General features: G+C 61.0%; 20 protein-coding genes and 1 riboswitch. Of the genes, 12 read left to right on the top strand and 8 right to left on the bottom strand.

The features are described from left to right. The first annotated feature begins 6 nt into the window (after positions 1-6). Genes AC1RP7_RS07795 through AC1RP7_RS07805 form a run of 3 tightly spaced genes read left to right on the top strand, consistent with a single transcriptional unit; the run spans position 7 to position 3,481 of the window. Positions 7-1,449: a PIG-L deacetylase family protein gene (locus AC1RP7_RS07795; RefSeq protein WP_154861143.1), complete on the top strand. Its 1,443-nt coding sequence runs from the start codon at positions 7-9 to the stop codon at positions 1,447-1,449. After that, positions 1,446-2,600, top strand: coding sequence for a glycosyltransferase family 4 protein (locus AC1RP7_RS07800; protein ID WP_150754789.1), 1,155 nt, complete (start codon positions 1,446-1,448; stop codon positions 2,598-2,600). The genes AC1RP7_RS07795 and AC1RP7_RS07800 overlap by 4 nt, the downstream gene beginning before the upstream one ends. After that, positions 2,597-3,481 carry a glycosyltransferase gene (locus tag AC1RP7_RS07805; protein ID WP_218495199.1) on the top strand — a complete coding sequence of 295 codons (885 nt, stop codon included), beginning with the start codon at positions 2,597-2,599 and terminating at the stop codon, positions 3,479-3,481. Before AC1RP7_RS07800 ends, AC1RP7_RS07805 begins: the two co-directional genes overlap by 4 nt. Before the next feature lie 65 nt (positions 3,482-3,546). Here AC1RP7_RS07805 and AC1RP7_RS07810 read toward each other — a convergent pair whose 3' ends face one another. After that, positions 3,547-4,770, bottom strand: a complete 1,224-nt coding sequence (locus tag AC1RP7_RS07810) for an acyltransferase family protein (protein WP_493181566.1) — start codon at positions 4,768-4,770, stop codon at positions 3,547-3,549. Beyond that, positions 4,770-6,632 carry an O-antigen ligase family protein gene (locus AC1RP7_RS07815; protein WP_218495197.1) on the bottom strand — a complete coding sequence of 621 codons (1,863 nt, stop codon included), beginning with the start codon at positions 6,630-6,632 and terminating at the stop codon, positions 4,770-4,772. Before AC1RP7_RS07815 ends, AC1RP7_RS07810 begins: the two co-directional genes overlap by 1 nt. A 154-nt stretch (positions 6,633-6,786) precedes the next feature. Between AC1RP7_RS07815 and msbA the strand changes: the two genes are divergently transcribed. Next, positions 6,787-8,589, top strand: coding sequence for a lipid A export permease/ATP-binding protein MsbA (gene msbA, locus AC1RP7_RS07820; RefSeq protein ID WP_057712276.1), 1,803 nt, complete (start codon positions 6,787-6,789; stop codon positions 8,587-8,589). A gap of 211 nt (positions 8,590-8,800) precedes the next feature. Next, positions 8,801-10,225, top strand: coding sequence for a bifunctional D-glycero-beta-D-manno-heptose-7-phosphate kinase/D-glycero-beta-D-manno-heptose 1-phosphate adenylyltransferase HldE (gene hldE / locus AC1RP7_RS07825; protein WP_057712275.1), 1,425 nt, complete (start codon positions 8,801-8,803; stop codon positions 10,223-10,225). A 181-nt stretch (positions 10,226-10,406) separates the two neighbouring features. Here the strand turns inward: hldE and AC1RP7_RS07830 are convergent, their stop codons facing one another. From AC1RP7_RS07830 to AC1RP7_RS07845, 4 genes are all read right to left on the bottom strand, one after another. Then, positions 10,407-11,372, bottom strand: a complete 966-nt coding sequence (locus tag AC1RP7_RS07830; protein ID WP_057712274.1) for a hypothetical protein — start codon at positions 11,370-11,372, stop codon at positions 10,407-10,409. Between the two features lie 32 nt (positions 11,373-11,404). Beyond that, positions 11,405-12,217 carry an aldo/keto reductase gene (locus tag AC1RP7_RS07835; protein ID WP_493181567.1) on the bottom strand — a complete coding sequence of 271 codons (813 nt, stop codon included), beginning with the start codon at positions 12,215-12,217 and terminating at the stop codon, positions 11,405-11,407. Beyond that, the gene (locus AC1RP7_RS07840) at positions 12,214-13,389 is read right to left on the bottom strand and encodes an NAD(P)/FAD-dependent oxidoreductase (RefSeq protein WP_057712272.1); all 1,176 of its coding nucleotides are present in this window, start codon (positions 13,387-13,389) and stop codon (positions 12,214-12,216) included. The genes AC1RP7_RS07835 and AC1RP7_RS07840 overlap by 4 nt, the downstream gene beginning before the upstream one ends. Positions 13,390-13,590: 201 nt before the next feature. Further along, positions 13,591-13,923 (bottom strand): DMT family transporter, encoded by a 333-nt coding sequence (locus tag AC1RP7_RS07845; protein WP_057712271.1) that lies wholly within the window; start codon positions 13,921-13,923, stop codon positions 13,591-13,593. Positions 13,924-14,026: 103 nt separating this feature from the next. Here AC1RP7_RS07845 and AC1RP7_RS07850 point away from each other — a divergent pair, with 103 nt between their 5' ends. Both AC1RP7_RS07850 and waaA read left to right on the top strand, forming a co-directional pair. Next, on the top strand, positions 14,027-14,929 hold the full coding sequence (locus tag AC1RP7_RS07850; protein WP_198530224.1) for a LysR family transcriptional regulator: 903 nt from the start codon (positions 14,027-14,029) through the stop codon (positions 14,927-14,929). An 11-nt stretch (positions 14,930-14,940) separates the two neighbouring features. Further along, positions 14,941-16,233, top strand: a complete 1,293-nt coding sequence (gene waaA, locus AC1RP7_RS07855; RefSeq protein WP_493181568.1) for a lipid IV(A) 3-deoxy-D-manno-octulosonic acid transferase — start codon at positions 14,941-14,943, stop codon at positions 16,231-16,233. Positions 16,234-16,354: 121 nt separating this feature from the next. Here waaA and AC1RP7_RS07860 read toward each other — a convergent pair whose 3' ends face one another. Then, a complete protein-coding gene (locus tag AC1RP7_RS07860) occupies positions 16,355-17,788 on the bottom strand; it encodes a TolC family outer membrane protein (protein ID WP_493181569.1) in 1,434 nt (477 codons plus the stop codon). 205 nt (positions 17,789-17,993) lie between these two features. After that, positions 17,994-18,099: riboswitch (TPP riboswitch) on the top strand. Positions 18,100-18,264: 165 nt separating this feature from the next. Between AC1RP7_RS07860 and thiC the strand changes: the two genes are divergently transcribed. Both thiC and cytX read left to right on the top strand, forming a co-directional pair. Then, complete coding sequence (gene thiC / locus AC1RP7_RS07865; protein WP_008063536.1) at positions 18,265-20,154, top strand: phosphomethylpyrimidine synthase ThiC; 1,890 nt, start codon at positions 18,265-18,267, stop codon at positions 20,152-20,154. A gap of 152 nt (positions 20,155-20,306) precedes the next feature. Next, a complete protein-coding gene (gene cytX / locus AC1RP7_RS07870) occupies positions 20,307-21,599 on the top strand; it encodes a putative hydroxymethylpyrimidine transporter CytX (RefSeq protein ID WP_493181570.1) in 1,293 nt (430 codons plus the stop codon). Here the strand turns inward: cytX and AC1RP7_RS07875 are convergent. Next, positions 21,568-22,314 (bottom strand): RsiV family protein, encoded by a 747-nt coding sequence (locus tag AC1RP7_RS07875; protein ID WP_102669298.1) that lies wholly within the window; start codon positions 22,312-22,314, stop codon positions 21,568-21,570. The two genes, cytX and AC1RP7_RS07875, sit on opposite strands and share 32 nt — an antisense overlap. 224 nt (positions 22,315-22,538) lie before the next feature. Here AC1RP7_RS07875 and AC1RP7_RS07880 point away from each other — a divergent pair, with 224 nt between their 5' ends. The 3 genes from AC1RP7_RS07880 to cpdA all read left to right on the top strand — a co-directional run bounded on the left by AC1RP7_RS07880 (position 22,539) and on the right by cpdA (position 24,527). Beyond that, positions 22,539-23,156, top strand: a complete 618-nt coding sequence (locus tag AC1RP7_RS07880; protein ID WP_057712264.1) for an NUDIX domain-containing protein — start codon at positions 22,539-22,541, stop codon at positions 23,154-23,156. Continuing rightward, on the top strand, positions 23,147-23,599 hold the full coding sequence (locus AC1RP7_RS07885; protein ID WP_007977461.1) for a DUF1249 domain-containing protein: 453 nt from the start codon (positions 23,147-23,149) through the stop codon (positions 23,597-23,599). The genes AC1RP7_RS07880 and AC1RP7_RS07885 overlap by 10 nt, the downstream gene beginning before the upstream one ends. 112 nt (positions 23,600-23,711) lie before the next feature. After that, on the top strand, positions 23,712-24,527 hold the full coding sequence (cpdA, locus tag AC1RP7_RS07890) for a 3',5'-cyclic-AMP phosphodiesterase (protein WP_493181571.1): 816 nt from the start codon (positions 23,712-23,714) through the stop codon (positions 24,525-24,527). The last annotated feature ends 99 nt before the right edge of the window (positions 24,528-24,626 follow it).

Here is a 24,626-nt window from a genome sequence, read left to right on the forward strand (position 1 = left end):
CAAACCATGAGCCGCAAACAGCAACTGCTCAAGCGCCATCGGCGCAATAAACGTATCGGCCTGCTGATTGCGCTGGTGCTGTTGATCGTCATGGGTGTACTGGTGGCCTGGTGGTTGCCGCTGGTGCTGGCGGTTCTGGGTTGGGTTGCCCACGAAGCCTGGTTTGCCGACCACCTGTTCTACTCACCGAAAGACGATTACCAGTACAGCTTTCCCCCCTACACGCCCCAGCCCAAGGTGCACCTGAACGGCGAACATTTGCGGCTGGACGAGGGCGTGATGCTGGTCGACGATGCGACGCTGGTGCTGGCCCTGCGGGTAAAAAGCACCTGGCTGGGACGTTTTATCGATCCAGTGGTCGAGTTGGCGGGGGGCGAAAACCCTGACCGACAAACCTTCGAACGAGGCGTAAACGGCCTGCGTTACCTCAATCTCAGTGGTCAGGCTCAGGCGCTGTCGCGTGGTGAGCTGCGCTTGCGCGGGCGTTTCTGTCGTGTGTTCGGTGAGCCTGTGCTGTGGGCACTGGAACATCCGGATTATCGGCGTCAACGGGTGATGGTCATCGCGCCCCACGCCGATGATGCCGAGCTGGCAGCCTACGGTTTGTACAGCCAGGCCGACGAAACCTGGATCGTCACGCTGACAGCGGGCGAAATCGAAGCCGAACACTACCGGCAGATGGGACTGAACAAGGTCGATGCGGCCCGCTTGAAAGGCCGCCTGCGCACCTGGGATAGCATCACCGTGCCACGTTGGGCCGGTGTACCCGAGGCCCGCTGCGTACAACTGGGTTATTTCTGCCTGCAACTGGCGAGCATGCAGGCCGCGCCTGCGGTGACCGCGGGATCGCGGGAAGCGGACTTGGACGATACCCGGCTGTTCCGTCAGTTGAATCCTTTCACGCTACCGGGCGATGCCGATGGCGCGCCGACCTGGAACAATCTGCTGGCGGATCTGCGTGAGTTGCTGCTGCGGGCCCGCCCCGAGGTCATCGTCCTGCCGCATCCGACCCTCGATCCGCATCCCGACCATGTCTGCGCCCAGGCGGCAGTTCTCGAAGCCTTGCAAGGCCTGGACTGGCAGCCGACCACGCTATTGGGCTATGCCAACCACCTGCACGACAACGACCGCTGGCCGATGGGCGATACCGGTGATGGCATCGCCCTGCCGCCGGCCTTCGATCCGGCCCAGCCGATGCAGCCTTATTGCCTGCCCTTGCCGCTGGAGCAGCAGCGAGACAAGGCCATGGCGTTGGGCATGATGCACGACCTGCAATCGGCGATGCCGTTCAAGCGTCGCTTGCGTCGGTTGATACAACGTTTGTTGGCCGGCCGGTTGCCGTCCAGCTATGGCCAGAACGAATTCTTTCGCAAGGCCGTCCGGCGCCACGAGCTTTTGTGGTCCATCAAGCACACACCAGGCAATGTTTCTCAGCGGGGAGAGTTATGAGTCAGCGGTCGAAGGTCCTGCAGCTGCAGCCTGACTACAACGTCAAAGCCCATGATTTCGCCGACCTCGCGGAGCAAATCGTCAAGGCCCTACCCAGTGATCGCTATGAAGTGACCGCCGCGTTTCTGCGCGGCAAACCCGGGCCGGGCGAAGCAGTGAGCCGAGCCGACCGTTCGGTGTACTTCGAATTTTCCGACAAATCCCTCAAGGGCATGCGCCTGCGGGCCATGTGGCAGCTGTACAAGTTCTGCCGTCGGGAAAAATTCGATGTAGTGATCTGCAACCGCTTCAAGCCGGTGAACATGATGCTGGCGCTCAACCGCTGGTTGAAAGTGCCGCTGTGCATCGGCATTTCCCACGGCTTTGGCGAGTACGACCGTTTTTACCGGCGCCGCCAGACCCAGCGCCTGATTGATCGTCACTGGCGCTTCGTCGGCGTGTCGCCAGCGGTGAAACAGTATCTGCTGGACTGTGACTGTGGCTTCACCGATCAGAATACCTATGCCATCACCAATGCCATCGACATCGAGCAGGCCGAAGGTCTGCAACACAGTCGTGAAAAGGCACGTGAAATGCTGGGCATCGATCCGTCGGTGCGGCTGATCGGTGCGTTGGGGCGACTGGTGCCGGTCAAGGGCCATATCTATTTGCTGCAGGCCTTCGCGGCACTCAAGGACAAATACCCCAATACCCAACTGGCGATCATTGGTGCCGGCCGCGAAGAGTCGCGCCTGGCCGCGGAAATCGACCGCCTCGGCCTCAGCGGTCGCGCCCATTTGCTGGGGTTCAAGGAAATTGCCCTGCAGTACATTCGAGCTTTCGACATCTGGACCATGCCTTCTTTGGCCGAAGGCCTCGGGCTGGCGCTGCTCGAAGGCATGAGCGGGCATTTGCCGGTGATCGCCTCGAACGTGCCGGCCATGTTGCCGCTCATCGAGGGGGCCGGTGGCCTGGCGATTACGCCGAAGGATGTGCCGACGCTGCAGGCGGCGCTGGACACTTACCTTGGCCTTTCGGATGACGAGCTCAAGGCCAAGGGCGAGCAGTCCTTCCGTTATCTGCAGCAACACCATGACATTGAGGAGTTCCGTCGCGAATACCTCAATCTGATCGATTCCGGCCTGGAACAGGCCCGCAAGGAGCAGCCATGAACGACGCGCAACCCATCGTCACGGTCATCATCGCGTCGTACAACCACGCTCCTTACATCGAGGAAAGCATTCTCAGCGTCCTCAACCAGACCTATCGGAACATCGAGTTGCTGGTGGTCGACGACGGCTCGAAGGATGACAGCGTCGCGCGGATCAAGGCATTGCAGGCCATCCATGGCTTCGACTTCCGGGTTCAGGAAAACCAGGGGCTGACCAACACCCTCAACGGTGCAATTGCCCGGGCCAAGGGCAGCCTGATCGTGCCGTTCGGTTCGGATGACATCATGCTGCCGGAGCGAATCGCCACTCAGGTCGCGCATATGGAGGGCAAGCCCGAGGTCGGCATTTGCGCCGGTAACATCGAACTGATCGATGCCGACGGCAATCTCTACCCCGAGAAGCGCCAGCGTCGGGATGTGCCGTTCCGTCGTCTGGATTTCGACGACATGTTCCTCGAGCGCAAGCCCTATCCTCCGGCGCCTACCCTGATGATCCGCCGCGAAGCGCTGGACAAGGTGGGCGGTTTCGACCCGACCATTCGCCTGGAAGACTTGCTGATCGAGCTGAAGGTGACCCATGCCGGTTACTTCATCGATGGTCTGAATGTGTTGATGGCGCGCTATCGCAAGCACGCCACCAACTCCTACAAGAACCACCGCTTCATGATCGACAGCATCCTGCGCACCTACGCGCTCTTCAGCGATCACCCGCTGTATGACGAGGTGCGCTACAAGTTTCTCAATTCCATGTTCCTCAAGACCGCCAACCGTGATCGCAAGCTGGCGCGGGAGTTGCTGGCGCAGATTCCATTCAAGGCCTGGAACAAGAAAACCTGGCGTGGGCTGGGCCGGATGTATTTCTCACGGCTGGAGAAAGACTGAGCCGGAGGCTGGATTCAAGGGGGGAAGGCGGGGCATTGTCCTCGGAGGCATGCCCCGGAAACGGCTCAACGTTGTTGAGCTGTTTCCTCCGGAAGTGCTTTCCTCGGCTTCCTGTTCTGGCGCAACCAGTGCAGGGTTTTCTTGCCGGCATTGATACCGGGCTTTTCGATGTACAGGTAAGTCAGGCTGCTGATGATGATCAGCAGGCAACTGCACACGGCCAGCAACGGCAGGAAGACCCAGGCTTGCCGGACGTCAAGGTGCAATATCGGCGGCAGCCGCTGCACCAGTACCCAGAGCACGAAACCGTGCAGCAGATACGTGCTGTAGCTGATTTCCCCCAGCCAGCGGATGCTGCGTGGTCTCAGGGCGCCGAACAAGGTATTGCCGGACGCCACGATCACAAAGAACAGTGAAAGCAGCAGCAGCGCCCCCAGGTTGAATGCCCGGTTGAACGCCGTAAAGGCGATCGCCAGCGCGAGCAGGGCGACGATGCCCGCCAGTGGAGACAGGCTCCAGGCGACGCATTGTGGACGGCGAATCCAGTACGCCGCAGCGATGCCGCCGAGGAAGCTGGCCAGGAAGTGCTTCTTCAGCGAGTGTTCCCAGCCGACCACCTGGTATAGGGTATAGATGCCGATCAGGCACAGCACCGTCTGCAACCAGCCGCCGCGATAAATGAACACCATGGCGGCCAGTGGCAGGGCCAGATAGAAAAACAACTCGTACCCCAGCGTCCAGGTGACGTTGGAGATCAGCATGCCGGTCTGGTGGTACTGGTTGACGTCTGGCCGGTCGAAGATCAGCCAGGCCAGGGTCTGGCCAATGAGTTGGGTGCCGGAGTCCTTGAGTTCCCAGTCCTGCAAATAGAACACGCAGACAAACACGGTCAACATCAGCGGCAGGTAGAGCGGGTAGAGGCGAAACAGCCTGGATACCGCAAATGCCAGCCAGTCGTGTTGCCGTCCGTGGGTGAGCAAGCGGTTCCAGAACAGAAAGCCGGTGATCATGAAAAAGAGGGCGACGCTACCCTGGCCGAGCTGCGAGTAGAAGTTGCTCGGTGGAAAATCCATCACGCCGGTTTGCAGAAAGATCCAGGTAATGATCGAGTGGTGCACGAACACGCCGAAGGCCAGATACCCGCGTAAACCGTCGATGCCGGCAAAGCGGCTTTCGCCGCAATGCTCCAGCTCTCGGGGGATTCTCGGCACGCTGCGCAACAGTAGCGCAGCGGTCGCGATGGCGAGCAGGTAGGCCGTCATCGCGATAAGCGGGTTGGTTTCTGTCATCAGTGAGCCTGGGCCGGAGGACTCCCGGCCAGCACGTGCCTGTGCAAATTATCCACGTCGGCTTTCGAGGCCGTCGCGGCGTATCCCAGCAGCAGTGCTTCGAAGTGATCCTCGAACAACCAATGCCGATCAGATGCGTAGCGCTGCATGTGGCGCAGGTTACGCCGACGCAGGGAAGGGCTCAATGCCGAGGGGTAAATTCGCAGGTCGGCCAGGTCGATCAGGCCGAACTCGCCGTCCTCCAGCACCAGCACATTGCCCAGGTGCAGGGAGCGGAAGTAGACCCCTTGCTGGTGCAGTTGAGCCATGAATTTGCCGAAGCGCTCCACTAGTGCCTGGCGCACTGCCGGGGCGGTGATGCCTTGCAGGATCTGGCGCAGCGTGTTGCCCGGCAACGGGGAGTAATGCACGGCGGTGCTGCCGTCTTCGAACCGGTAAAGGTCGAGGATGTGCGGTGTCGGGATGCCCATGCCGCGCAGTTGCACGCTATTGACGGCAAAACGATCGGAGTAGGGCGTGAAACTGCCCGAGGTATACCAACGACGGCGACGGAACAGCTTGAGAAAACTGCCATCGGTCAGGCGCAGGACCTTGGGGCCCAGACCATCCTCTTCAATGACCCTGGCATCGGCAGTCAGCTGTTGCAGGGCGCTTGGTGTCGCCGTCTTGATCGGTGTGTCCAGCAGGCGCCGGGCCCGCTGATTGATGCTCAATGCGGCAATCAGCGCCAAGGGGATCCACAGCAGGAACCAGTGTTCCTTGGGGCGAGAGATGATCCCGCCACCCTCGGTCAGGCCTGCACCGATACCGAAGGCCAGCCAGGCTGAGGCAATGATGAACAGCGGTTGCACGCGATGACGTCGGCTGCTGATGAAGCCCCATGCGAGAAAGAACAGCCATGGCAGCAGGCCGATAATGCCGACGTAGTAGAGCACGCCCAGGGCAAAGCTATGGGGTTCCTGAAGGCTGTAGCCGACGCCGGGGTCCAGTCTCAGTGCGGCGTTGTAGCCGTGCCCGATCCATGGGTGCTCAGCGATCCTGTTCAGGGTCAATTGCCAGAGCTCGATGCGGAAGGAACTGCCTCTTTCGAAGATTTTGTCCGCAAACAACGCGAAAGTCGCTGTACCGGCGAAGAACATGGCGCCAAGCATGAAGACCGAGCGTCGATTCCAGCAGATGAAACACAGCCAAAGCGCAGCCAGCGTCAGTGCAACCAGTGGGGTCCTGGAACCGGTGGCCAGCACTGCGGCGAACATGATCGCCATCGCCGGTACGCTCAGCCAAAGTACCTGGCGTCGCTTGCACGTCATGCTCAGGCTCAGCCAATAGGTACAAAAAAAGCCGAAAACGTGGGAGCTGAGCAGTGGATTGTCAAATGCGCCTACACCGATCAGGCGCATTTCCGGTTGGTAGATCTGGTCGAACCTGTACAGGTTGTAGGCAGAGATGACCAGTGCCACCGTCGCGGCGCAGAACAGCAGGGGCTGGATGATTTCACTGCGAAAGCGCACCAGCAGGTAGCAGCCAACGAACAGTAACAAGGTGTGCAATGGCGGTTTGAACTGGCCAAAGTCGATGTCGTCGTCTGGCCTCCAGCTCAGGCTGAGCAGTGCCCACGCCATAAATAGCAGGACTGCAATGACGATCGGTTCGCGCAGCAACTCTTTGCCGAGCCGCGGCCGCAGGCACAGTGCAAAGAGTGCCGGAATGCTGAACAGGCCATAATAAAGCTTGTGATGCACACTGCGCCCCGGCAGGAAAAACAGCGCACAAAGCAGCAACAAATAACCGAGCGGAAGGATCCACAAACAAATGAAATCGAAGATTCTGTTGGACGTGCTGTTCAAAACGTTTAATTGCATGCTGGGTAACTTATTCCTGAATTGAGCGACCATACCAAGGCAGGGACATCTGGTGGCTGTTTGACGCGCCACAATACACAGACTGTATGCGATTGCCAGAACCCTGGGGAAGCTGTGGTAAAGTCAGCGTCCTTTTCATCGACATTCGCGTGATATGACCGACTCCAGTCTCTGCGCAAGCCCATCGAGCTTGAAAATCTACTTCCGCCTGCTCGGCTATGTCCGGCCGTATATCAGCCTGTTTCTGATCAGCATCGTCGGTTTTCTGATTTTCGCTTCGACACAGCCAATGCTGGGCTACATTCTCAAGTACTTCGTCGACGGTCTATCCAATCCTGAAGCGGTTCTGTTTCCAACAGTGCCCTACCTGCGGGATCTGCAACTGCTGCAGGCGGTGCCATTGTTGATCATCCTGATCGCCGCGTGGCAGGGGTTGGGGTCGTACCTGGGCAACTACTTCCTGGCCAAGGTTTCCCTGGGCCTGGTCCATGACTTGCGGGTCCAGTTGTTCAACAACCTGCTGGTGTTGCCAAACCGGTATTTCGACAAGCATAACTCGGGGCACCTGATTTCACGTATCACCTTCAACGTGACCATGGTCACGGGGGCGGCAACAGATGCGATCAAGGTCGTAATCCGTGAAGGCATGACGGTGATCTTCCTGTTTGCCTCGCTGTTGTACATGAACTGGCGCCTGACGCTGGTCATGGTCGCCATCCTGCCGTTGATCGCCCTGATGGTGCGCACGGCCAGCAAGAAATTCCGCAAGCAGAGCAAGAAAATCCAGCTGGCAATGGGGGACGTGACGCATGTGGCGTCCGAAACAATCCAGGGTTATCGCGTGGTGCGCAGCTTCGGCGGTGAAAAGTACGAAGAGAAACGCTTCTTCGATGCCAGCCAGGGCAACACCGACAAGCAATTGCGCATGACCCGCACCGGCGCCATCTACACGCCGTTGCTGCAACTGGTGATCTACACCGCCATGGCCGTGCTGATGTTCCTGGTGCTGTTCCTGCGGGGCGATGCGTCGGCCGGCGACATGGTGGCCTACATCACCCTGGCTGGCCTGCTGCCCAAGCCGATTCGCCAGCTGTCCGAAGTCAGCTCGACCATCCAGAAGGGTGTGGCCGGCGCTGAAAGTATCTTCGAGCAACTGGATGTCCAGCCTGAAGTCGATACCGGCACCGTCGAGCGTGATGTGGTCAGCGGTCGCCTGGATGTGCGCAACCTCAGCTTTACCTACCCTGACACCGAGCGTCAGGTGCTCAATGACATCAGTTTCTCGGTCGAGCCCGGGCAAATGGTGGCCTTGGTGGGACGTTCGGGCAGCGGCAAGTCGACCCTGGCCAACCTGATTCCGCGTTTCTATCACCACGACAAGGGCGAAATCCTGATCGATGGCGTCGAAGTGGAGCAGTACAAGCTGTTGAACCTGCGTCGGCATATCGCCCAGGTGACTCAGCACGTGACCCTGTTCAGCGATACCGTGGCCAACAACATCGCCTATGGCGACCTGGCTGGCGCACCCCGTGAAGACATTGAAAAGGCGGCCAAGGATGCCTACGCGATGGACTTCATCGCTCAATTACCTGAAGGCCTGGACACCCAGGTCGGGGAAAACGGCGTGCTGCTGTCCGGTGGCCAGCGCCAGCGCCTGGCGATTGCCCGGGCACTGTTGAAGAATGCTCCGCTGCTGATCCTCGATGAGGCGACTTCGGCGCTCGATACCGAGTCCGAGCGGCATATTCAGGCAGCCCTGGACCAGGTCATGAAAGGTCGCACCACGCTGGTGATCGCTCACCGCCTGTCGACCATCGAGAAGGCCGACCTGATCCTGGTGATGGATCAGGGGAAAATCGTCGAGCGCGGCACCCATGAACAACTGCTGGCGCAAAACGGCTACTACTCGCGCCTCAACGCGATGGGCCTCGACGCCCCGGCCGAAGACATCGCCTGACCCCCGAAAGGGCGAGCCTGGCTCGCCCTTTCGCACTCCCGTCGAAACCGGTCAGCCACTACCGTGACTTTGATGATTTCGCCTAGCGGGTTTATTGCTCAAAAAATGAGCAAAAAATGCTGGCGAATCATCCCGTTGCAGCCACCGCACTAGCCGACACCAACCCTGTGTTAATATCGCGCCCCTGTTCATTCTGTATGTGGGTTGCACCATGAAGTTGTCCATGCCGCGATTCGATCAAGCCCCTGTCTTGGTGGTCGGCGATGTCATGCTCGACCGTTACTGGCATGGTGGTACCTCACGGATTTCTCCTGAGGCACCGGTGCCGGTGGTCAAGGTCGATCACATCGAAGACCGCCCGGGCGGTGCTGCCAACGTTGCCTTGAACATTGCCGCCCTGGGGGCTCCGGCTTCGCTGGTCGGTGTCACCGGCGACGATGAAGCCGCCAACAGCCTGGTCAACAGCCTCAAGGGCGCCGGCGTGCGGGCCATCTTCCAGCGCATTGCGCACCAGCCGACCATCGTCAAGCTGCGGGTCATGAGCCGTCACCAGCAATTGCTGCGCATCGACTTCGAAGAACCCTTCGCCACCGACGCACTGGCGCTGGCCGCGCAGGTCGATGAGTTGCTCGAAGGCATCAAGGTGCTGGTGCTGTCCGACTACGGCAAAGGCGCGCTGAAAAACCATCAGACGCTGATCCAGGCTGCCCGTGCCCGCGGCATTCCGGTGCTGGCCGATCCCAAGGGCAAGGATTTCTCGATCTACCGTGGTGCGAGCCTGATCACGCCAAACCTCAACGAATTCGAAACCATCGTCGGTGGTTGCGCCGATGAGCACGAATTGGTGAGCAAGGGCGCGCAACTGATGCACGACCTGGACCTCGGTGCCTTGCTGGTGACCCGTGGCGAGCACGGCATGACCTTGCTGCGCCCGGATCATCCAGCGCTGCACTTGCCGGCCCGGGCCCGTGAAGTGTTTGACGTGACCGGTGCCGGCGACACAGTAATTTCCACCCTGGCGGCCGCGATTGCTGCGGGTGAGGAGTTGCCCCACGCGGTGGCCCTGGCCAACCTGGCGGCCGGTATTGTGGTCGGCAAGCTCGGTACGGCGGCCATCAGTGCGCCTGAACTGCGTCGTGCGATTCAGCGCGAGGAAGGTTCCGAGCGTGGAGTGCTGGGCCTTGAGCAACTGTTGCTGGCGGTCGATGATGCCCGTGCGCACAACGAGCGGATCGTGTTCACCAACGGTTGCTTCGACATCCTGCACGCCGGTCACGTGACCTATCTGGAGCAGGCGCGGGCCCAGGGCGATCGCCTGATCGTGGCGATCAACGACGATGCATCGGTCAGCCGCCTGAAAGGGCCAGGCCGTCCGATCAACAGTGTCGACCGGCGCATGGCCGTACTGGCTGGCCTGGGTGCGGTGGACTGGGTGATCAGCTTCTCGGAAGGCACCCCGGAAAACCTGCTGAGCGCGGTCAAGCCGGACGTGCTGGTCAAGGGCGGCGACTACGGCATCGACCAGGTGGTCGGCGCGGACATCGTGACGGCCTATGGCGGTACCGTGAAAGTGCTGGGGCTGGTGGAAAACAGCTCGACCACCGCGATTGTCGAGAAGATCCGCAAGTCTGAATAATCTGCGGCCACCTGTGGCGAGGGGGCTTGCTGTGGCGAGGGGGCTTGCCCCCGTTGGGTTGCGAAGCGACCCTAAAACCTGCAACTGCGGGGTATCAGGTACACCGCATGCACGGGTTCTCCGACTGCTTCGCAGCCGAACGGGGGCAAGCCCCCTCGCCACAAGAATCCACGTGATCTTCCTATCGTGCCGCTTTACGCGGCACTATTTTCTTCAGCAACAGCTTAGCCTTCCCGCGTAACCGCGCCAGACCCGAATCCTTCCCCGGCGGGGTCAGGCCCTGCTGCCTCACCCAGTCCTTCCAGCGAATTCGCTCGTCGCGAACCAGCCAGCCTTCCTGTCGGGCAAAACTTTCGGCCAGGTACAGTCCGCGCGTGCTGGCGGGACACAACTGATCCTTTTTCAAGGTGTAGAGCTCAGCCATCGGGTGGCCGTCCTGCAAGGGCATCAAGTACAGATCGGGGCGCTTGCGGTCGAGGCGGGCGACGAGTTGATCGCCTTCCAGTCGTTCATCGACATGGAACAGGCTCAGGGATTTGGCTTCCTTGGGAACGTCCAGGCGCAAGTCGTAGATCAGTTGCAGTGACGCCGTTGGCAAATGCACGTAAGCCCGCGGACGCTCCATCAGCATCAGGTTGGCGCAACGTACCGGTCGCGCCGAGCCAGACAGTGGCGACAAGCGAAACGGCAGGGCTTCACGGTAATGCAGGGCGGCCGAGTAGGGCGCTGGCAGCCAGGTGTCGTTGAACCGCCCACCGAGCCAGCCTTCCGGGGTTTCCAGCAGGCATTCTTCGGCTATCTCCTGGATCGCCGTGTGCAAGGGCAGATTCAGTTCATGGGCGGGCACGTAACCGGAGATCAGCTTGAGCACCACATCGCCACGGTCCTGCCGGCGTTGGCGCACCAGCACCCAATAGTCGCGATTCTGCCAATGCAGGGTCAGGCGCACCGAAACCCCGAGGTTGGCCAACTCCAGGGCAAACCGTTCGCTGTCGCCAACCGTCACCGGCCGACGACGTTGCAGAGTCTGGGAGAAATTCAGCGGCCTGCCGACGCTCTGGTAAGCCAGGCCTTCGGGGGTCGCTTCGACGAATAACGGCAGGGTCTTGAAGTTGCTCGGGTTCTTTCTGATGAGCGTACGCGACATGTCGGCTCCTGCTTAAGGCCGCGTGGGCGGCGTCAGTGGCTACGTAGGACCTGGGCAACGGTCGCGACATTGTGGGCGAGGTGCAGCGGATTGATGGTCCCGACAATAGCACTGGCAACACCCGGATGTTCAAACAACAACTCGAAACTGGCGCGCACCGGATCCACGCCCGGACTCAGGCAGACATGACCGCTGGCGAGGGCTTTCTTGACCAGAATGGCTTTGCCGTGTGCAGCAGCATAGTCAATGACGGCTTTCTCGTTTTGTTCGTTCAGATTGTAGGTGACCATCGCGCAATCGCCTTGCTCCAGTGCCTTGAGGCCACCGTCGACGGTTTTGCCGGAAAACCCGAAACCGCGAATCTTGCCTTCGGCCTTGAGCTCGGCGAGAGTTTCGTAGACTTCGCAGTCATTGAGGATCGCCAGGTCGTTACCATCGGAGTGCACCAGCACCAGGTCGATGAAGTCCGTTTCCAGGCGTTGCAGACTGCGTTCCACCGACATACGAGTGTGCGCGGCGCTGAAATCGTGACGGGACTGGCCGTCGGCAAACTCCTCGCCGACCTTGCTGACAATCACCCAATCCTGACGCTGACCGCGCAGCAACGGGCCGAGGCGTTCTTCGCTGCGACCATAGGCCGGGGCGGTGTCGATCAGGTTGATGCCCAGGTCGCGGGCGAGTTTGAGCAGCCTGCGTGCTTCGTCGTCATCGGGAATCTGAAAGCCGTTGGGGTACTTCACCCCTTGGTCGCGGCCCAGTTTCACGGTGCCCAGGCCCAGGGGTGAAACCAGCAGGCCGGTGCTGCCCAACGGGCGATGCAGGTCGTGCAGGGTCGGTTGGCTCATGGCAGCAGTTGCTCCCAGGCCGGTACGCCCATCGGCGGCTTCGGCAGTTCAGGCAGCGCTGCCGGGTGGCTTGGCTGGATACCGTCGCGGGTCAGGCTGGCGATCACCCGGTCGGCGAAGTCCGGCGCCAGGGCGAGTTTGGTCGGCCAGCCCACCAGCAGTCGGCCTTCCTCGGCCACAAAGGCGTTGTCGGGACGGGTCAGGCCTGATTGCAGCGGTTCGGCGCGATCCACGCGCAAGGTGGCCCATTGCACTGTGCTCAGGTCGATCCATGGCAGCAATTGACCTAGTTCTTTCTGTGCGGTGGCGATCTGCTCGGCGGGCTCACGGGTCACGCCTTCGGATTCCGCGATATCGCCGCCCAGGTACCAGACCCATTGGCCATCCGCCGCCGGGTGCGTGGTCACGGTGATGCGCGGTTTGGTGCCACCACCCAGGCAGTGGGCGTACAGCGGTTTGAGGCTTGGCCCCTTGGCGATGATCATGTGCAACGGGCGGCGCTGCATGGCGGGCTGGCTCAGGCCCAGCGTTTCAAGCAATGCCGCGGTTCCGGCGCCGGCGCTCAGGACGATGCGTTGGGCACGGATCTCGCGCTCGTCCACCTTCAGGCCGACCAGCACGCCGCCTTCGAGCAGCGGCTCGATCTTCTGCCCGGCAAGCAAGCCATCTCCGGCCAGATCGGCCAGGCGCTGGATCAGGCTTGGCACGTCGACCACCAGTTCCGCCAGGCGATAGACCTTGCCCTTGAAACGTTTGTCTTGCAGGGCTGGCGGCAATTGCTCGCCCTTGACCTGATCGACGCGGCCGCGCACGGCTTTGCTGGCGAAGAAACTGGTGAGGTTGCCGGCGAGGGTGCCAGGGGACCAGAGGTAATGGGCTTCGGACAACAGTCGCACCCCGGACAGGTCCAGTTCGCCGTCGCCAGCCAAGGCTTCACGCCAGCGGCGCGGCATGTCGGCGATGGCTTCCGAGGCACCGGTCAGGGCGCCATGCAGCGCGTATTTGGCGCCCCCGTGGATGATGCCCTGGGACTTGACACTCTGCCCGCCGCCGAGGCTGGCGCTTTCCACCAGCACGGTCGAAAAACCCTGGCGACGCAGGCGCGCATTCAGCCAGAGGCCGGCGACACCAGCGCCGACAATCAGCACGTCGGTGGAAATAACGGATGGCATTCGGCGACCTCTGTGTTCAAGACGAGGGCGCAGTATACAGACTCGAAGATTGGAGGGGCTGACGCCAGTACTCTCGAGCCAACGAGTAACCCTGTGGGAGCGAGCTTGCTCGCGATAGCGGTGGGTCAGTCAACATTGATGCTGAATGCCATGCCGTCATCGCGAGCAAGCTCGCTCCCACAGGGGGTCGTGTTTCGAACTCTAGTGCCCGGCAGTCTTGGAGAAGAGCTGGATGACCACGACACCCAGCACAATCAGCGCCATCCCCATCATCGCCGGCACGTCCAGCTTCTGCCCATAGATAAACAGCGCTGCGATGCTGACCATCACGATCCCCATGCCGGCCCACACGGCGTACGCCACGCCCACCGGAACGCTGCGCACCACCAGGGTCAGCATCCAGAAGGCGATCCCGTACCCGACGATGACCAGCACCAGTGGCAGCGGGGTGCTGAAGCCTTTGACCGCTTTCATCGAAACAGTGGCAATCACTTCGGCGCAGATGGCAATGGCCAGGTAGTAGTAAGCGGTCATGGGTCAATCCTCGTGTGAAGTGTTGCTCTCTGAGGTCGGCATTCTAGAGATTCGCCAGATGCGGTAAAGTCATTACCTATCTGTTTGAGAGATGGGTTGAGCCATGAGCATGCAATGGAGTCTGGAGCAGCTGCGGTTGTTTGTGAGCGTAGCGGAGCAGCGTTCGTTTTCTGCTGTGGCGCGCGATCAGCGCAAGGCGCAGTCGGCGGTCAGCAGTTCGATAGCGTTGCTGGAAGAAGACCTGGGCGTCAGCCTGTTCGACCGCAGCAGCGGCCGTCAGCCGAAACTCACTGAAGCCGGCACGGCATTGCTGGACGAAGCGCGGGAAGTGTTGCGCCAGTGCGAACGGCTCAATGGCCGGGCGCTGGCGATGATGCGCGGGCAGGAAGCTCGACTGCGTGTGGCGCAGGATGAGGCGATGCCTTATCAGCCGATCATCGAAAGCTTCGAAGCCCTGGCGGAAAAATTCCCCAGCCTTGAAGTGCAACTGACCAGCGCTGCCCAAGGCGATGTCGCGCGCAAGCTGGTGGAGCGGCGCGCCGATCTGGGGCTGCTGTTCTTTCACGATCAGATTCCCGAGGCTCTTGAGCGGCGGGTGCTGGGCAGTGTGGAAATGGTCACGGTGTGCGGCAAGGATCATCCGTTGGCGCGCAAGGGCGCCGTGGACGGCCAGCAACTGGCGCAACATCGGCAGTTGCTGATGTCCACAGAGTCGAGCATTTATCCCGGCAGTGACCCGGCCAGCCCGCAGGTCTGGCGCGCCGACAGCTTTTATGTGATGGCCGAATGGCTGGTGCGCGGCCTCGGCTGGGCCTGGTTGCCACGCCACGTGGTGCAGTACCCGACCTATCAGAACCAGATGGTCGAACTGGTCAGCGAATGGACCCCGCCGGCCCTGGTGGTGGAACTGGTATGGCGCCGGGATGAACCGCTCGGTCCGGCCGCGCGCTGGCTCGCCGAACGTTTTGCCGTGCACTTGCAGACGATAGGCGAAAAAAGCCGATAAACTCCGCCGCCATGAATAGAACTCTCTACACCGCGCTGTTTTATCTGGGGCTGCCATTGGTAGCGATTCGGCTTTGGCTGCGCGCGCGCAAGGCGCCGGCGTATGCCAGGCGCATCGGCGAGCGCTTTTCCTACGGGATGCCGACGATGAAACCGGGCGGCATCTGGGTGCACGCCGTGTCGGTGGGCGAAAGCATTGCGGCCGCACCGATGATTCGCGCCTTGCTGGCGCGTTATCCGAATCTGCCGATCACCGTGACCTGCATGACCCCGACCGGTTCGGAACGCATCCATGCACTGTTCGCCAATGAGCCGCGTATCCAGCACTGCTATCTGCCCTATGACCTGCCTTGCGCTGCCCGGCGCTTCCTTGATCGGGTCCAGCCGAAATTGGCGGTGATCATGGAAACCGAACTGTGGCCCAACCACATCCATCAATGTGCCAAACGCGGGATCCCCGTGGCGTTGGCCAATGCGCGGCTGTCCGAGCGTTCGGCCAGAGGTTACGGCCGGTTCCCCAGACTGACCCAGCCGATGCTGGCCGAGATGAGTCTGTTCGCGGTGCAGACCGAAGCCGAGGCCCAGCGCTTGCGCGACCTGGGCGCGCGGACGGAAACCGTCGAAGTGACCGGTTCGATCAAGTTCGACCTGACCATCGACCCGCAACTGCTGGAGCGCGCCGTTGAGCTGCGCGGGCAATGGCAGGCGCTGGAACGACCGGTGTGGATCGCGGCCAGTACCCATGACGGCGAAGACGAGGTGGTGCTGGCGGCCCACCGTCAGTTGTTGGCCAGTCACCCCGATGCCCTGCTGATTTTGGTGCCGCGTCATCCTGAGCGCTTCAATTCGGTGTTCGGGTTGTGCCAGCAACAAGGGTTTGCCACGGTCCGGCGCTCCAGCGGCGATGCAGTCAGTGCGAATACTTCAGTGCTGCTGGGCGACACCATGGGCGAGTTGCTGTTTCTCTACGCTCTGGCGGACAGCGCATTTGTCGGTGGCAGCCTGGTGCCGAATGGCGGGCATAACCTGCTGGAGCCGGCGGCCCTGGCTAAACCGGTGTTGAGCGGTCCGCATCTTTTCAACTTCCTCGAAATCGCCGCGCAGTTGCGCAGTGCCGGGGCGTTGCAGGAAGTGGAAGATGCCGAAGGGCTGGCGGTGGCGGTGCAGCGACTGTTCGAACTGCCGCGAGATGCGCAGCGCATGGCTGAGGCCGGGTTGACGGTGATGCGCACCAATCAGGGGGCGTTGCAGCGGTTGCTGGATGGGTTGGGGCGGTTGATCGACAAGTCTTCAGTTCGCCGCTGATCCTGTGGGAGCGAGCTTGCTCGCGATGGCGGCTGTACATCCAACACCTAAGTTGCCTGTCAGTCAGCTATCGCGAGCAAGCTCGCTCCCACAAGGTTTGTGCTGCCTTGAACTCTGATGGTCAAGGTCGCGCTTTCAACTGCTCCTCTGCCGCCTTGGCCAGATCCGGAGGCAGGAAGTCCTTGTCCGGGTTGTAGTTCGGGTTGAGCCAGCGAGCCAGGGTTTGCAGGTCCCCCGGATTCAACGTACCGGCCTGTTGCTTCAAGCGCAGGTTGTCGAGGATGTAGTCGTAGCGGGTGTTGTTGTAGTCGCGCACCGAGGTGTAGAGCGAGCGCTGCGCATCCAGCACGTCGACGATGTTTCGCGTACCCACCTGATAGCCGATTTCAGTCGCTTCCACCGCGCTCTGGTTGGAGATGATCGATTGCTTGCGCGCCTGTACCTGCTCGACATCGGTGTTCACCGCGCGGTGCAGGTCGCGGGTGTTTTCCACGATGCTGCGGCGCAGGGATTCGCGTTGCTGTTCGGTCTGGTCCAGTTGTGCATAGGACTGACGCACCTGGGAGTTGATCAGGCCACCGCTGTAGATCGGGATGTTCAGTTGCAGGCCCACGGTCGTTTGCTCGACGTTGCCGCCATACGCCTGGGGCAGGTTGTTCGGGTTGCTGAAGCCCAGTGCGTCGTTGTCGCCTTTCTCGTACTTGGCGATCGCGTCAACCGTTGGCAAGTGCCCGGACCTGCGTTGCTTGAGGGTTTGCTCGGCGGCGCTGACGGCATAGTTGCTGGCCAACAGATTGAGGTTCTGCCTGCCCGCGGTTTCGACCCAGGCCTTGGCGTCGTTCGGTACTGGCGGCAGGATCGGCAAGTCATGCCTGATGCCCCAGATCGAGTTGTACTGACGGTTGGTCAGGGTAATCAATGCTTCAAAGGCGTCGTCCACCTGGCGCTGCGCAACGATGCGGTTGGCGCGAGCGGTGTCGTAGCTGGCTTGTGAGTTCAATACGTCGGTCTTGTCCGAGAGGCCGACATCGAAACGCTCATTGGATTGATCGAGCTGGCGTTTGAACGCCGCTTCTTCGGCCTTGGTCGAAGCCAGGTTGTCCTGGCTGCGCAGCACGTTGAAATAGCTGTCAGCGGTTTGCAGGATCAGGTTTTGCTCGGTCGCCGAGAGTTGCAGGGCGGCCTGTTCGTTGACTTCCTTGGCGGCCTGGAACTGGAACCAGCGATCGGCGCGGAACAGCGGCTGCGCCAAAGTGGCCTGGTAGGAATGAGCGTCGCGGTTGGTCGTGCCCGAAGGTTGATCGAGCGACGTACGCACCTCGGAAACATTGGCGCCGCCCGAGAGGTTTGGCAGCAGCCCGGCGCGAGCCTGGGGCACGACTTCTTTCTGCGCGCCATATTGGGCGATGGCAGCCGCCAGGTCGGCGTTGTTGTTGACGGCTTCTTGATAAACGCTGACCAGGTCCGTCTTGGCCGATAAGGGCGCATCTGCTGCCCAGGCCATTCCGTTGGACGCACAAGACACGGCGAGGGCCAGTGAGAGTTTGCGCAGCATAGACGATCCCTAGAATTGATATTACAGAGGTAATTTGAGCGCCAAGGCTAAGGCCCTGCTTTGACAGCGTCAATGCGCGGCTCAGCGTAGCGAGTGTAGTTGTGCATTCGGACGGCAACAATCCTGATACTGCGTGTAATTACGCCATTCATCATGGTGTTTGCCGTGGGGTTGGCGTTCTTTGCCAGTTGTGTCTAGACTGGCCGGGTTCTTGTCGGGGTGCCTTGCTTTGAGGCTGAGATCGAATAATTTCGGATCCCGTTGAACCTGATCAGGTTAGCGCCTGCGTAGGGAACAAGATTTCTCGTCACCCGGCGAGTCCTCTTGTGCTTCGTCCGGGATGTTGTTCGACAATCGAACACCCCTCGAGCACTGAGCACAGCACAGCTGGTTTTCCCAGCGCCCGTGCGTCCATTCGTTTACAGGTTCGCTCCGACAAAAATCCACTGCCTGGATGTGTGTCTGGAGAGCCCGTGATGACTACAAAAGCAAAAATTGCCACCAACCTGAGTGATTCGGCCAAGGTCGATCAGCAATCGGTTCAGCCGTTTACCCGCTCGCAAAAAATCTATGTCCAGGGCACTCGCCCGGACATCCTCGTGCCGATGCGCGAAATCAGCCTGGACGTGACGCCGACCGACTTCGGTGGCGAGGTCAACGCACCGGTGGTGGTGTATGACACCTCGGGTCCGTACACCGACCCCAATGTCATCATCGATGTGCGCAAAGGCCTGGCCGATGTGCGTTCGCCGTGGATCGAATCCCGTGGCGACACTGAGCGCCTGAGCGGCCTGAGTTCGAATTTTGGCCAGGAGCGACTTGCCGATCCGGAGCTGACGAAGCTGCGCTTCGCCCACGTCAACAACCCGCGCCGCGCCAAGCCGGGCGCCAACGTCAGCCAAATGCACTATGCGCGCAAAGGCATCATCACCGCCGAGATGGAATACGTCGCCATCCGCGAAAACATGAAGCTGGAAGTGGCCCGTGCCGCCGGCCTGCTGGACCAGCAACACGCCGGCCACAGCTTCGGCGCCAGTGTGCCGAAAATCATCACCCCGGAATTCGTCCGTGACGAAATCGCCCGTGGCCGCGCGATCATTCCGGCCAACATCAACCACACCGAACTGGAACCGATGATCATCGGCCGTAACTTCCTGGTGAAGATCAACGGCAACATCGGCAACAGTGCACTGGGTTCGTCCATCGAAGAAGAAGTGGCGAAACTGACCTGGGGCATTCGCTGGGGTTCGGACACGGTCATGGACCTGTCCACGGGCAAGCACATCCACGAAACCCGCGAGTGGATCATCCGTAACTCGCCGGTGCCGATCGGTACGGTGCCGATCTACCAGGCCCTGGAAAAAGTCGGCGGCGTGGCCGAAGACCTGACCTGGGAGCTGTTCCGCGACACGCTGATCGAGCAGGCCGAGCAGGGCGTCGACTACTTCACCATTCACGCCGGCGTGCTGTTGCGCTACGTGCCGATGACCGCCAAGCGCGTGACCGGCATCGTCTCCCGTGGCGGTTCGATCATGGCCAAGTGGTGCCTGGCGCACCACAAAGAGAACTTCCTCTACACCCATTTCGAAGACATCTGCGAAATCATGAAGGCCTACGACGTCAGCTTCTCGCTGGGCGATGGCCTGCGTCCGGGCTCGATTGCCGACGCTAACGACGAAGCGCAGTTCGGCGAACTGGAGACCCTCGGCGAGCTGACCAAGATTGCCTGGAAACACGACGTGCAGTGCATGATCGAAGGCCCGGGCCACGTGCCGATGCAGTTGATCAAAGAGAACATGGACAAGCAGCTCGAATGCTGCGACGAGGCGCCGTTCTACACCCTTGGCCCGCTGACCACCGACATTGCGCCGGGCTACGACCACATCACCTCCGGTATCGGTGCCGCGATGATCGGCTGGTTTGGTTGCGCCATGCTCTGCTACGTGACGCCGAAGGAGCACCTGGGCCTGCCGAACAAGGATGACGTGAAGACCGGGATCATCACCTACAAGATCGCCGCGCATGCCGCCGATCTGGCGAAGGGGCATCCGGGCGCACAGATCCGCGACAATGCCTTGAGCAAGGCGCGCTTCGAATTCCGTTGGGAAGACCAGTTCAACCTGGGGCTCGATCCGGACACCGCGCGTTCGTATCACGATGAAACCCTGCCGAAGGATTCGGCCAAGGTGGCGCACTTCTGCTCCATGTGCGGGCCAAAATTCTGCTCGATGAAGATCACCCAGGAAGTCCGCGAGTATGCGGCCAACCAGCGGATCGAAGCGGTCGACGTGGACGTCGCCCAAGGCATGGCCGAACAGGCCGAGCGCTTCAAGCAGGAAGGCAGTCAGCTGTATCAGAAAGTTTGATCTGAGCTGAGGGCGGCGGTGCTTGCACCGCCGCCATCGCGAGCAAGCTCGCTCCCACAAGGGATTTGTGAGCGCCGCAAGTCCCCTGTGGGAGCGAGCTTGCTCGCGATGACGATCATACAAACAACAAATGTCCCTCTGAGATAACACCCTTGAGCATTCAACCCAGCACTTACTCCCCCGATATCGCGGTGCCGACCGACAAACGCGTATTCGGCGGCCGTGATTTGTTTTCCCTGTGGTTCTCCCTCGGCATCGGCCTGATGGTCCTGCAGACTGGTGCATTGCTCGCGCCGGGCCTTGGCCTGTCCGGTTCGTTGCTGGCAATTTTTCTCGGCACCCTGGTCGGCGTTCTGCTGCTGGCGGCGGTCGGCGTGATCGGTAGCGACACCGGCCTGTCGTCGATGGCCGCGCTCAAACTCAGCCTCGGCGCCAAAGGCGCAAGCCTGCCGGCGGTACTGAACCTGCTGCAATTGATCGGCTGGGGTTCGTTCGAAATCATCGTCATGCGCGATGCTGCCAGCCTGCTGGGCGCGAAGGCCTTCAACGAAGGTAGCCTGCTGTCCAATCCCGTGCTGTGGACGCTGTTTTTCGGTGCCCTTGCGACCTTGCTCGCGGTCAGCGGTCCGCTGACTTTCGTGCGCCAGATCCTGCGCAAATGGGGTATCTGGCTGCTGCTGGCCGCGTGTGTCTGGCTGACCTGGAACCTGTTCGCCAAGGCTGACCTGGCCGCATTGTGGGCCCAGGCCGGTGACGGTTCGATGCCGTTCGCCGTGGGTTTCGACATCGCCATTGCCATGCCGCTCTCGTGGTTGCCGCTGATCGCCGACTACTCGCGCTTCGGCAAGCGGGCGAAAAACGTCTTCGGCGGCACCGCCATCGGCTTCTTCATCGGCAATTTCTGGCTGATGAGCCTGGGCGTGGCCTACACTCTGGCGTTCGCGCCGAGCGGCGAAGTCAATGCCTTGCTGCTGGCACTGGCCGGCGCCGGCCTGGGGATTCCGCTGTTGCTGATTCTGCTGGATGAATCGGAAAACGCCTTTGCCGATATTCACTCGGCGGCGGTGTCCAGCGGGATTCTGTTGCGCGCCAAAGTCGAGCACCTGGCGTTGGCCATCGGCGTTATCTGCACGCTGATTGCCCTGCTGGCGCCGTTGGCCCAGTACCAGAACTTCCTGTTGCTGATCGGTTCGGTGTTTGCGCCGTTGTTCGGCGTAGTGCTGGTGGATCACTTCATCCTGCGCAAACGCAGTGGCCAGGTGGCGTCAGCCGCGTTGCGCTGGCCGGCGCTCCTCGCCTGGCTGGGCGGGGTCAGCACCTATCACTTGCTGGCCAACCTGTATCCGGATGTCGGCGCAACCCTGCCGGCACTGGTAGTGGCAGGGTTGCTCCAGCTAGTGCTGGGTCGGGCCTTCAGTTACGGCCTGGAAACAGCTCGGGCTTGATGATGCCGTTCAGGCGAGGGTAGGGGATCTTCAGTTCGACATGGCCCAGCGCGTAAGGCGCGATGGTGCTGGTTTCGTATTTGAGGATTACCCCGCCGTAGGTCAGCGCCACGTTCTGGGTTTTCTGGAACGGCCAGCTCTTCACGAACTCCGGTTCCTGATCGAGCTTGGTGCTGATCAACCAGCTGTTGTGTGCCACTTGCGCGGCTTTCCAGAACGCGTCTTCCTGCCCAGGCACCAGCATGTCCGACAGCGTCAGCACTTTATGCTGTTGGCGTGAATAGTTGATGAACCCTCGACCTGGGGTGCCATGGGCACCGCCGGTGTCCAGATAGCTGGACAATTCGACAATCACCAAGCCGTCATGCTGCTCACGTACCTTTGCCTGCAGATAGCTGCTGAAGCGCGGGCCGGCGGTGCGCAAAAACTCTTCGCGATAGGCCGCCAGAGTCGGGGCGACCGGCGCGTCGGGCGAGGTGCGGGTCATTTGCAGCAGGCGCTTTTCGATGATGCCGTCCAGTGCAGGCTCGTCCGGGAAGTGCAGGGTGTCGATGTTGACCAGGGGGCAATCCGGGTTGCTGCAACCGGGCTTGAGTTGCTCGGAGGCGTCGCGGGTGGTTTCCAGCGGCGTCCGGTAGTTGGGCTGGAACAGGCTCGCGCAAGCGCCCAGGGTCAGGGCGATAGCGGCCACGGAGGCGATTTTGAAAAGCGACATGAGCGTCCTTTCTGAAACAGGGAAGGCAAAAAGTTACCGGCTTCGACTCTCAACAAAGCAGTCAGTTCGCCACTAAGCTAATTAGAGTGGGTTTCGCCCTCACCGTCCATCCCGCTGACGGGAAAGGGGCTGCATCAAACGTCACGGGCGCGTTAGGATGGCGCGAAGTCGAGGCCCAGGAAAAAAGCAACCTCGAACAGGATTTGCAGTAAAAGAGGATACTCATGACGGATTTTGCCAACGCCATTCCGACCGCCGTTGATATCGTGCGGCGCGAAAAGTGCTACGAGGGCTTCTACAAACTCGAACGCGTGCACTTGCGCCACGAATTGTTCGCCGGGGGCATGAGTCGCGAGATCAATCGTGAAGTGTTCGTTCGCCATGACGCGGTATGCATGCTGCCTTACGATCCACAACGCGATGAAGTGGTGCTGATCGAGCAGTTTCGCGTCGGCGCCATGGGCAAGACCGACAACCCGTGGCTGATCGAACTGGTCGCTGGTCTGATCGACAAGGATGAAGTGCCGGAAGCAGTTGCTCACCGCGAAGCGCAGGAGGAAGCTGGGCTTGAAATCGGGGCGCTCTGGCCGATGACCAAATACTTTCCATCGCCGGGCGGCAGCAACGAATTCGTGCATCTGTACCTGGGGCGTTGCGACACTACCGGGGTTGGCGGCCTGCATGGGCTGGAGGAAGAGGCAGAAGACATCCGCGTCACGGTCTGGGCTTTCGAAGATGCCCTGCAAGCCGTGCGCGACGGGCGTATTGCCAACGCGGCGAGCATCATTGCCTTGCAATGGCTGGCTTTGAACCGCGTTGAAGTGAGGGGGTTATGGTCGTAAACAAGCTGCGCGATCGCTATCGGGTGGACCTGGTGGGGCTGCAAGCGTCCTGCGAGGCGAACTACGCGCGCTTGATGCGACTGCTGCCGGACATGCGCAGCGAGCCCGCCGCGCGGCGCATCGCCGTGACCCATGGCGACCAGATGCTCGGTGTGCTGGCCCTGGAAGTCCTGCTGACCTGCCCCTACACCACGACCCTGCAAGTGCGTCAGGAACACAGCCTGCCCTGGCTGCCGGTGCCGCAACTGGAAGTGCAGGTCTATCACGACGCGCGCATGGCCGAAGTGGTCAGCGCCGAACATGCACGACGCTTTCGCGGCATCTATCCTTACCCGAACGCCTCGATGCACCAGCCGGACGAAAAGGCCCAGCTGAACATGTTTCTGGGCGAATGGCTGAGCCATTGCCTGGCGCTGGGACATGAGTACGAAGTGGTACGTTAATTGTGATCAGCAGTTGTGAACTGCGTCAGCTTCACAGATTTCCCCTTTCGATCGTCCCCCAGCATAATTGCGGCACTTACCCATCCCCGTGATCACGCCCTGGGAGAACGCCTTGCCGAGCGTATCCACATTGACCACCGCCGATCCGGCGTTGCTGGTGCAACTCTCCGACAGTCACCTGTTTGCCGAAGCGGACGGCGTGTTGCTGGGCATGAACACGCGCGACAGCCTGCAAAAGGTCATCGAACTGGTGCGCGCGCAACAGCCGCGGATTGACTTGATCCTGGCCACGGGTGATCTGTCCCAGGACGGGACGCTGGAGTCCTACAAACAATTTCGCGACATGACGCGTCAGCTCGATGCGCCGGCGCGCTGGATTCCCGGCAATCACGATGAGCCGCAGATCATGGCCGAGGCGGCGGTGCAGAGCGCTTTGCTCGAACCGGTGGTGGATATCGGCAACTGGCGGGTCACGTTGCTCGATTCGGCGGTGCCAGGCTCGGTGCCGGGTTATTTGCAGGATGAACAGCTGCAGTTGCTCGCCCGCTCGTTGAGCGAAGCGCCGGAGCGCCATCATCTGGTGTGCTTCCACCATCACCCGGTGTCCATCGGTTGTGCATGGATGGAACCGATCGGCTTGCGCAATCCCGAGGCGCTGTTCGCCGTGCTGGATCGCTTCGAGCAGGTACGTGCGGTGTTGTGGGGGCATGTGCACCAGGAAATCGACCGGATGCGCAACGGCGTACGTTTGATCGCCTCGCCCTCGACCTGCATCCAGTTCGAGCCCGGCAGTGAGGATTTCAAGGTCGGGGAACAGGCCCCCGGATATCGCTGGCTGCGGTTGCTGCCCGATGGGCGGCTGGAAACGGGTGTCGAGCGGGTCACCGAGTTTGATTTCACCGTGGATTACGGTTCCAACGGCTACTGACCCCCCTGTAGGAGCGAGCTCGCTCGCGATTAGCCTGAGAGCGCCGCGGGGCGTCAGGTTTGCACCGTTATCGTTGACGACCATCGCGAGCAAGCTCGC

The organism is Pseudomonas sp. GW822-FHT01E03 (assembly GCF_058802985.1).